Origin of the sequence: Arthrobacter sp. CAN_A214, from assembly GCF_015751955.1 — a bacterium.
GTDB lineage: Bacteria > Actinomycetota > Actinomycetes > Actinomycetales > Micrococcaceae > Arthrobacter_D.
This window is the reverse complement of sequence record NZ_JADOUU010000054.1, coordinates 1-7,479: the sequence shown is the minus strand read 5'-3', so window position 1 is coordinate 7,479 and position 7,479 is coordinate 1. Positions and strand designations below refer to the sequence as shown.

General features: G+C 61.4%; 7 protein-coding genes and 3 pseudogenes. 9 read left to right on the top strand and 1 reads right to left on the bottom strand.

The genetic code is table 11. The features are described 5' to 3' along the window. Nucleotides 1-75: 75 nt before the first annotated feature. From IWX65_RS17955 to IWX65_RS16910, 9 genes and pseudogenes are all read left to right on the top strand, one after another. A pseudogene (locus IWX65_RS17955) lies at nucleotides 76-231 on the top strand (IS30 family transposase); the annotation flags it as partial. A 185-nt stretch (nucleotides 232-416) separates the two neighbouring features. After that, nucleotides 417-734 carry an integrase core domain-containing protein gene (locus IWX65_RS16945; RefSeq protein WP_196884731.1) on the top strand — a complete coding sequence of 106 codons (318 nt, stop codon included), beginning with the start codon at nucleotides 417-419 and terminating at the stop codon, nucleotides 732-734. Between the two features lie 84 nt (nucleotides 735-818). Beyond that, a pseudogene (locus IWX65_RS16940) lies at nucleotides 819-1,967 on the top strand (IS3 family transposase). Nucleotides 1,968-2,041: 74 nt separating this feature from the next. Further along, a complete protein-coding gene (locus tag IWX65_RS16935) occupies nucleotides 2,042-3,727 on the top strand; it encodes a thiamine pyrophosphate-dependent enzyme (RefSeq protein ID WP_334683969.1) in 1,686 nt (561 codons plus the stop codon). Nucleotides 3,728-3,812: 85 nt separating this feature from the next. Further along, on the top strand, nucleotides 3,813-5,294 hold the full coding sequence (locus IWX65_RS16930; RefSeq protein ID WP_196884730.1) for an NAD-dependent succinate-semialdehyde dehydrogenase: 1,482 nt from the start codon (nucleotides 3,813-3,815) through the stop codon (nucleotides 5,292-5,294). Between the two features lie 203 nt (nucleotides 5,295-5,497). Then, nucleotides 5,498-5,683: a hypothetical protein gene (locus IWX65_RS16925; protein WP_196884733.1), complete on the top strand. Its 186-nt coding sequence runs from the start codon at nucleotides 5,498-5,500 to the stop codon at nucleotides 5,681-5,683. A gap of 77 nt (nucleotides 5,684-5,760) precedes the next feature. Then, nucleotides 5,761-6,120 (top strand): transposase, encoded by a 360-nt coding sequence (locus IWX65_RS16920; protein ID WP_196884729.1) that lies wholly within the window; start codon nucleotides 5,761-5,763, stop codon nucleotides 6,118-6,120. Nucleotides 6,121-6,185: 65 nt separating this feature from the next. Continuing rightward, nucleotides 6,186-6,725, top strand: coding sequence for an IS3 family transposase (locus IWX65_RS18160; RefSeq protein WP_196884728.1), 540 nt, complete (start codon nucleotides 6,186-6,188; stop codon nucleotides 6,723-6,725). Next, the gene (locus IWX65_RS16910) at nucleotides 6,611-6,919 is read left to right on the top strand and encodes an IS3 family transposase (RefSeq protein WP_196884727.1); all 309 of its coding nucleotides are present in this window, start codon (nucleotides 6,611-6,613) and stop codon (nucleotides 6,917-6,919) included. The genes IWX65_RS18160 and IWX65_RS16910 overlap by 115 nt, the downstream gene beginning before the upstream one ends. A 41-nt stretch (nucleotides 6,920-6,960) precedes the next feature. On the opposite strand, the pseudogene IWX65_RS16905 reads toward IWX65_RS16910, so the two are convergent. Then, a pseudogene (locus IWX65_RS16905) lies at nucleotides 6,961-7,272 on the bottom strand (IS21 family transposase); the annotation flags it as partial. Between the last annotated feature and the right edge of the window lie 207 nt (nucleotides 7,273-7,479).

The window sequence follows — 7,479 nt, the reverse complement described above, 5'->3', positions numbered from 1 at the left end:
TTGAAATACATGTGACTACTTCCTGAAGAAGAACCCTAAATTAGGTGTCCAACTTCCGGGGACCACTCCACTCTCTCCCTTCGCCAGTACTTCCCTAAAGGCGCCAACCTCGCCCCACACAGCGTCAGGCGTCTTCTCGAAGTCGCCGCGGAATTGAATGACCGGCCTCGTAAATCCCTCGACTGGGACACACCCGCCGAACGTCTTGCTGCTTTACTTGAAGCCTCATAAAGCGAACGTGTTGCGACGATTGCTGGAATACAAGCCAGGGAAGGCAAGGTCTACTGCTGCGTGGTGCTGGATTGCTTCGCACGCACCGCGGTCAGCCGGTCATTCTCGACCATCAATGACACGGCCCTGGTCAACCGTGCATCACCCAGGCACAAAGAAGCAGGCAGCGCGACGGAGCAACGATCATGCATTCGGACCACGGAGCGAACTTCACCTCCTGGGGATTCAGCGAGAACCTTCGCACCTGGGACCTCACCGCCTCGCTGGGCAGTGCCGGGGACTGTTACGACAACGCGGCCATGGAATCGTTCTGGTCGTCGATGCAGACCGAACTGCTGAACACCCGTAAAACATGGAGAACCGTCGTTGAACTCGTCACAGCGATGGACACCTGGGTCTATTTCTACAACGGCAAACGCCGGCACAGCTACACAGGATATATGAGCCCGCACCCATGCGAAGTACTTTGGAACGACCTCAACAATCCGCTCCTATTCCCGTAAGACCGGCGGAAAACGCGGGGACCCTATCAAGCGTGTGTGTGAGTTTCGTGTCCGAGAATGGACACAGGAGGAAATTCACGAATCATGGCACGCAGACATAGCCCCGAGCAGGTCATCGCTAAGGTGCGGCAGGGTCAGAAAATGCTCAATGACGGACGCCCGATGGTCGAGGTCGTCAAGGAGCTTCAGGTCACCGAGGCGAGACTGGTACCGGTGGCTGAATCAGTACGGGTCCGAGAAGAACGCTGAAACCTCGAAGCGGACCAGGGAGTTGGAGAAGGAAAACGCCCGGCTCAAGCGGCTGCTGGCGGAGAAGGAGCTGGCCCTCGACATCCTGGGCGAGGTGGCCAAGGGAAAATTCTGAGCCCCGAACCTCGTCGCCGTGCCGTGCGCATGGCGGTGGAGAAGTTTGGGGCGTCCGAACGGTTCGCGTGCGCGCTTTTGGGCCAGAACCGGTCAGCCTTTCGTAAGAAGAAGCCCGACATGGGTTTCGAGGAAGTGCAATCGCGGAGGGAGTTGCGCGCTGTCGCCGGCAAGCACCCGGCATGGGGTTGGAGAAAGGCCCGCTGGCACCTGATGGGACAACGGGCCTGGAAAGGTGTCGCGCTGAACAGGAAGCGGATCCGCCGGCTCTGGCGCGACGAAGGGCTCACCTGCAAACCCAAGGTCCGCAAGAAGCGCCGGACCGGGCCCGGTGCCGGGGAACAGAAGCGCCTCACAGCCCAGTACCCGATGCATGTGGCCAGCTTCGACTTCCAGTCCGACGTGACATCCTGTGGGCGGCACATCCGGTTCTTCAAGGTCATCGACGAATACACTCGCACCGCGCTGGCGATCATCCCGCGCCGCTCCTTCAAAGCCACGGACGTGGTCGCGGTGCTGGAGGACATCATCGCCGAAACCGGCACCACCCCGACCTATGTCCGGTGCGACAACGGGCCGGAGTTCACCGCCGCCGCCCTGGTCGACTGGTGTAACACTGCCGGGGTGGACGCCGCGTTCATCGATCCGGGATCGCACTGGCAGAACGGCTTCATCGAATCCTTCAACGCCCAATTCAGAAGGGAGCAACTCACCGGAGAAATCATGGACACCCTGGCCGAAGCCACGTACTTGGCCGAGGAATGGAAACCTACCTACAATCATGAACGGCCCCACGGATCCCTGAACGGCATGACGCCGAAGCACTACTGGGAGAACTGGACGCAAGACAACCAATTAGCTATCGCATAGACGTTGGACTGCTAACGGGGGCCCAACCAAACGAACTAATCCATACCGAATCAACGACAAAAGGTTTCCAGCACATGACACAGACCATGCCTGAACATTCCGAAAAAACCGACAGGGAACGTACCAATACGTGGAAATCTGCTGGGCATGTCATTGTGGACACCCTGGTTGCTCATGGGATCGAGCGGGCCCATGTGGTTCCGGGGGAGAGTTTCCTCGAGGTTCTGGACGGCCTGCATGGCTCGGACATTGAGACTATCGTGTGTCGGCATGAGGGTGGTGCGACTTATATGGCTGAAGCCGACGGCAAGATGAACCAGCTGCCGGGCATCGCGATGGTGACTCGTGGCCCGGGCGCGGCTAACGCTCATGTGGGTTTGCATACCGCGTGGCAGGATTCCACCCCGATGATCCTCTTCGTCGGGCTGATCCCTTTCGCCCACCGGGACCGCGAAGCATTCCAGGAATTCGACATCAAGGCCTGGTTTGATACCGGCGCCAAGCGCGTCATGGTTCTGGATCACGCCGAGCGTGCTTCCGAGATCGTCGCCGAAGCGTTCTTCGCTGCGATGAGCGGCCGACCCGGCCCGGTGGTCATCGGTCTGCCCGAGGACGTGATCCGCAAGCAGATCGACGCCACACTGCATCCGCGGATCCCGGTAGCGACGGGCGGAATGACGACCACGGACTCCGACGCCCTCGCCTTGGCCCTGGCAGCCTCCACCAAGCCCCTTTTCGTGACCGGTGGGAATGACTGGACGCAGGAAGGCGCGGATCAGTTCACGGCCTGGCTGGAGGAACACCACATCCCAGCGGCCGCTGAGTGGCGCACCCAGGGCACCGTGCCCTTTGATTCCCCGTCCTATGTCGGCCCGATCGGATACGGGCGTCCCCGTCCCACGTTCGACCTGTTCGAGGAAACCGATCTGCTGGTCTTCGTCGGCACGGTGCCGGGTGATGTCATCACCGACGGATTCCTGTGCCGGCAGGATTGGAACAAAAAGAACTTTTTGGTCACCATTGATTCCTCGCTCCGCGGGCGATCAGGCCCCGTGTCCTACCAGATCGTCGCCAAACCCGACGTATTCGTTCGCGACCTCGTCAAACTCGAACTCCCGGTGAAGGATGAATGGCGGACCTGGACGGCGCGGATGCGTGCCGAACAGGAATCCTTCACCGCCCTTCCCGACCCTGCCCCGTCCAAGGGCACCGCACGCATGGACACCCTGATGGCCAATCTGGTACCCACCCTGCCCGCGGACGCCATGATCACCCTGGGCGCCGGTGAACACACCAACTGGGCGCACCGATACTTCCCCACACGGCGCTATGCCTCCATGATCAGCGCCCGCAACGGCTCCATGGGCTACTCCGTACCCTCCGCGATCGCAGCATCCCTGGCCCACCCGGGCCGACGCATCGTCACCATCGCCGGGGATGGTGAGTTCCTCATGAACGGCCAGGAACTGGCAACAGCAGCCCAGTACGGTGCCACCCCCCTGGTGATCGTGATGGACAACCAGGAATACGGCACCATCCGCACCCACCAGGAACGCCACTACCCCGACCGGGTTTCCGGTACCCAGCTGAAGAATCCGGAGTTCGCGCTCATGGCGCAGGCCTTTGGCGGATTCGGTATCAAAGTCGAACACGACGCCGACATCCCCGCCGCCGTCACCGCAGCACTGAAAGCTATCGATGAAGACCACGTCTTCGCGCTCATCCACCTCATCGTCGAACAACGGGTCCGAGCCTACTAAAGCTCCGCCCCAGCCCAGCCGAAGCCCCACCCTGCTCAACGCCCGCTCATTCTTGAACGCTCTTACTGAACGGAAGAAAAAAAGTATGACTATCTCCGCAATCAAAGAACTTGACCTGCTGGACTCCGTTCCGACCGGCCTGCTCATCAACGGACAGTGGCGTCCTGCCGCTTCATGCAGGACGTTCGATATCGAGGATCCTGCTACGGGGAAAGTTCTGATGAGTATCGCCGATGCCTCAGCTGAGGACAGCGCGGCTGCCCTGGATGCTGCTGCCGCAACCCAGGCGTCCTGGGCGAAGGTCCCAGCCCGTGAACGCGGGGAAATCCTACGCCGCGCCTTCGAACTGGTGACCGAGCGGGCCGAGGACTTCGCGCTGCTGATGACGATGGAGATGGGCAAGCCGCTGGCCGAGGCCCGCGGTGAGGTGACCTACGCCGTTGAATTCCTGCGCTGGTTCTCCGAGGAAGCGGTGCGCGTGTCCGGCCGCTACTCGGTCTCCCCGGACGGCAAATCACGGCTGCTGGTGACGAAGAAGCCGGTAGGACCGTGCCTGCTGATCACTCCGTGGAACTTCCCGCTGGCCATGGCCACCCGCAAGATCGCCCCCGCCGTGGCCGCCGGTTGCACCATGGTCCTCAAACCCGCCGCGCTCACACCCCTGACGTCCCAACTCTTCGCCGCCGTCATGATGGAGGCGGGCCTGCCCGCCGGGGTCTTGAACGTCATCTCGACCACCAGCGCCGGTGCCACCACGGGGCCCTTGATCAAGGACAGCCGGCTACGGAAGCTGTCCTTCACCGGCTCCACCGAGGTGGGCCGCCGTCTGTTAGCTGATGCTTCCGAAACCGTCCTGCGCACCTCCATGGAACTAGGCGGCAACGCCCCCTTCGTGGTCTTCGAGGACGCGGACATCGATGCCGCCGTCGACGGGGCCATGCTGGCGAAACTGCGGAACATGGGTGAGGCCTGCACAGCCGCCAACCGCTTCATCGTCCATGAGTCCGTCGCCGACGAATTCGCGACGAAGTTCGCAGCCAGGATGGCGAAGATGACAACAGCCCGCGGTACCGAGGAAACATCCAAAGTTGGCCCGCTGATCGATGCCAAGAGCAGGGACAAGGTCCACGAACTCGTCACGGACGCCGTTTCCGCTGGTGCTACCGCTCTGCTCGGTGGCGCCCCCGAAGAGGGGCCCGGATACTTCTACCAGCCCACCCTCCTCACCGGCGTCACCGAAAACGCCAGGCTTTTCTCCGAGGAGATCTTCGGACCCGTCGCTCCGATCATCACCTTCAGTGATGAAGCTGATGCGGTTCGGCTCGCGAACGCTACTGAATACGGCCTCGTGGCCTACGTCTACACCCGCGACCTGAACCGGGGCCTCCGGATGGGCGAGCAGCTCGAAACCGGCATGCTCGGCCTGAACGCCGGCGTCATCTCCAACGCCGCTGCGCCTTTCGGCGGTATCAAGCAATCAGGACTAGGCCGGGAAGGCGGAAGCGAAGGCATCGAGGAATACCTCTACACCCAATACATCGGCATCGCCGACCCCTACGCCAACTAGCGAACAAATAATCCGCACCTCTGGGCGCTGCCCACGTGCAGGTGCCGGGAGGACAACCCCAAATTCGAGCTGTCCTCCCGGTACCTGACAACCGAACGGTTAACCTAACCGATAGCCAGGCCGCTGATGCCTGGCGCTATCCCTGCGCCACCATTGGGCTGGACGAGATTGCACCGGCCATCCCGGTGCTGGAAGGGACGCACTTGACGCATCACCCCCGAACCGAAAACCACGACACCTGGCTGAGCCGCGAGGCACTGGCCGAGGCCATGATCCCGCTCATCGGGCAGCTCTACCGCAACAACAACGTGGTGACCAGCATCCACGGCCGCAGCCTGATCAATAAGTCCACGATGAACATCCTGAAAGCCTGGTTGGGCCCCCGTTAGCAGTCCAGCTGGCATGGGCCCTTGGCGGTAGTCCGGTTTTATGTGAGTGGGGCATAGTGACTTCAGGAGGTCACCTCATGCCTTTCCAATATCCCCGTTCCATCTGGCGTGGTGTCAGCATCCGGTTGCGGCAGGGCGAATCGGTCGCCTCGATTTCTGCTGAGACCGGTATTTGCCAGGGCACGCTTTACCGGTGGAAGCACCAGGCACTGGTGGATGCCGGAATGAAGGAGGGGACACCGAGTCCGGACGCCGGCGATCTCCTGTCGGCCCGTAAGCGAATCCAACAGCTCGAGGACGAACTGGCGATCGTCAAAGCCGCCAGTGCGTTGTATGACGAGACGGCGGTGGTGCCCCCAAAAGGAAAACCGCAGTCGTCGGCGGGCTTGTTGCTCAGGGGTTCTCGGCCCGGCGGTCCTGCATCACCGTCGGGCTGAACCGGTCGACGTACCTCAAGCACCTCCGCGCGGAACCCTCCATCCGGGCCATTAGACGCACGATCGTGGCCGACTACGTGCGTCTGATCCACCAGCAGTCCGGTGGCACCTACGGATGGCGTCGGATTCGGGCCGAGCTGCTGGATGAGTACGAGATGATTGTGAACCGCAAACTCATCAAAGCCATCATGATCGAGCATGAAATCGCCGGGGTTCCGCGGGCCGGCGCCTTCCGTCACGCGCTGGTGGACAAACGCACCGACGCCGACTTGGTGAACCGGATCTTCACCACTGACGGACCCAATCGGCTCTGGTTGACTGACGTGACTGAGCACCCGACCAGGGAAGGCAAGGTCTACTGCTGCGTGGTGTTGGATTGCTTCGCACGCACCGCGGTCAGCCGGTCATTCTCGACCATCAATGACACGGCCCTGGTCAACCGTGCATCACCCAGGCACAAAGAAGCAGGCAGCGCGACGGAGCAACGATCATGCATTCGGACCACGGAGCGAACTTCACCTCCTGGGGATTCAGCGAGAACCTTCGCACCTGGGACCTCACCGCCTCGCTGGGCAGTGCCGGGGACTGTTACGACAACTCGATGATGGAATCGTTCTGGTCGTCGATGCAGATCGAGTTGCTGAACAGGAAGAAATGGCGAACCCGGCTCGATCTCGCGAACGCGATATTCGACTACATCGAGATCTTCTACAACCGTCAACGCCGCCACTCCCAACTCGGATACTCAACACCGATTGAGTACGAGCTACGCTTTGATCAAACATCCATTCCCGCCTGATCCTCAAACGACAACGGGTAACCGAACCCTGGGACACCTCAGACCGTCGAATAAGACAGCTCCCTTGCCCCGTGCTCATCAGCGAGGCGAGCGAAGACACGTCGCGCGGTATGACGCTGCTTGCGGGGACCCTCAAGGTCCTCCCGGAGCATCGCGTCGATCACGGGCTTGAACGTCTCCAAGCGGGGCGCTGTCCGTACCCGCGGCTTTCGCTCTGGTGGTTCCGCCTGCCCCAGGGCCTGCCGGACGGTTGGCCGACCAACACCATGACGCCTGGCTAGCTCCCTGATCGACAGGCCCTCCACGCGCGCATCACGCCGGATCCGCGCAAAAACTTCCACCCGAGACTCCATTCGAACCTCCACCTTGAGCAACCAGAAACACGTTGCCACAACGGTGAGGGTGGGTCCCGTTCAGATTGCCCGCGACACCCCGAAACGGCCGAAGTGGGTTCCGCTTAGATTGGGTAAAATCCACCGGTCGTCGCAACACTGGGCTTATTTTCAGGAGTTGCGATGTCCTCGAGGAAGGCTACGCAGAGCAAGACCGGCGCTCAGGGG

Bases quoted from the DNA above. Each gene is read 5' to 3' on its own strand.
- IWX65_RS16920 (WP_196884729.1), top strand. From the start codon at position 5,761: ATGCCTTTCCAATATCCCCGTTCCATCTGGCGTGGTGTCAGCATCCGG.
- IWX65_RS16910 (WP_196884727.1), top strand. From the start codon at position 6,611: ATGCATTCGGACCACGGAGCGAACTTCACCTCCTGGGGATTCAGCGAG.
- IWX65_RS16930 (WP_196884730.1), top strand. From the start codon at position 3,813: ATGACTATCTCCGCAATCAAAGAACTTGACCTGCTGGACTCCGTTCCG.
- IWX65_RS16935 (WP_334683969.1), top strand. From the start codon at position 2,042: ATGACACAGACCATGCCTGAACATTCCGAAAAAACCGACAGGGAACGT.
- IWX65_RS16945 (WP_196884731.1), top strand. From the start codon at position 417: ATGCATTCGGACCACGGAGCGAACTTCACCTCCTGGGGATTCAGCGAG.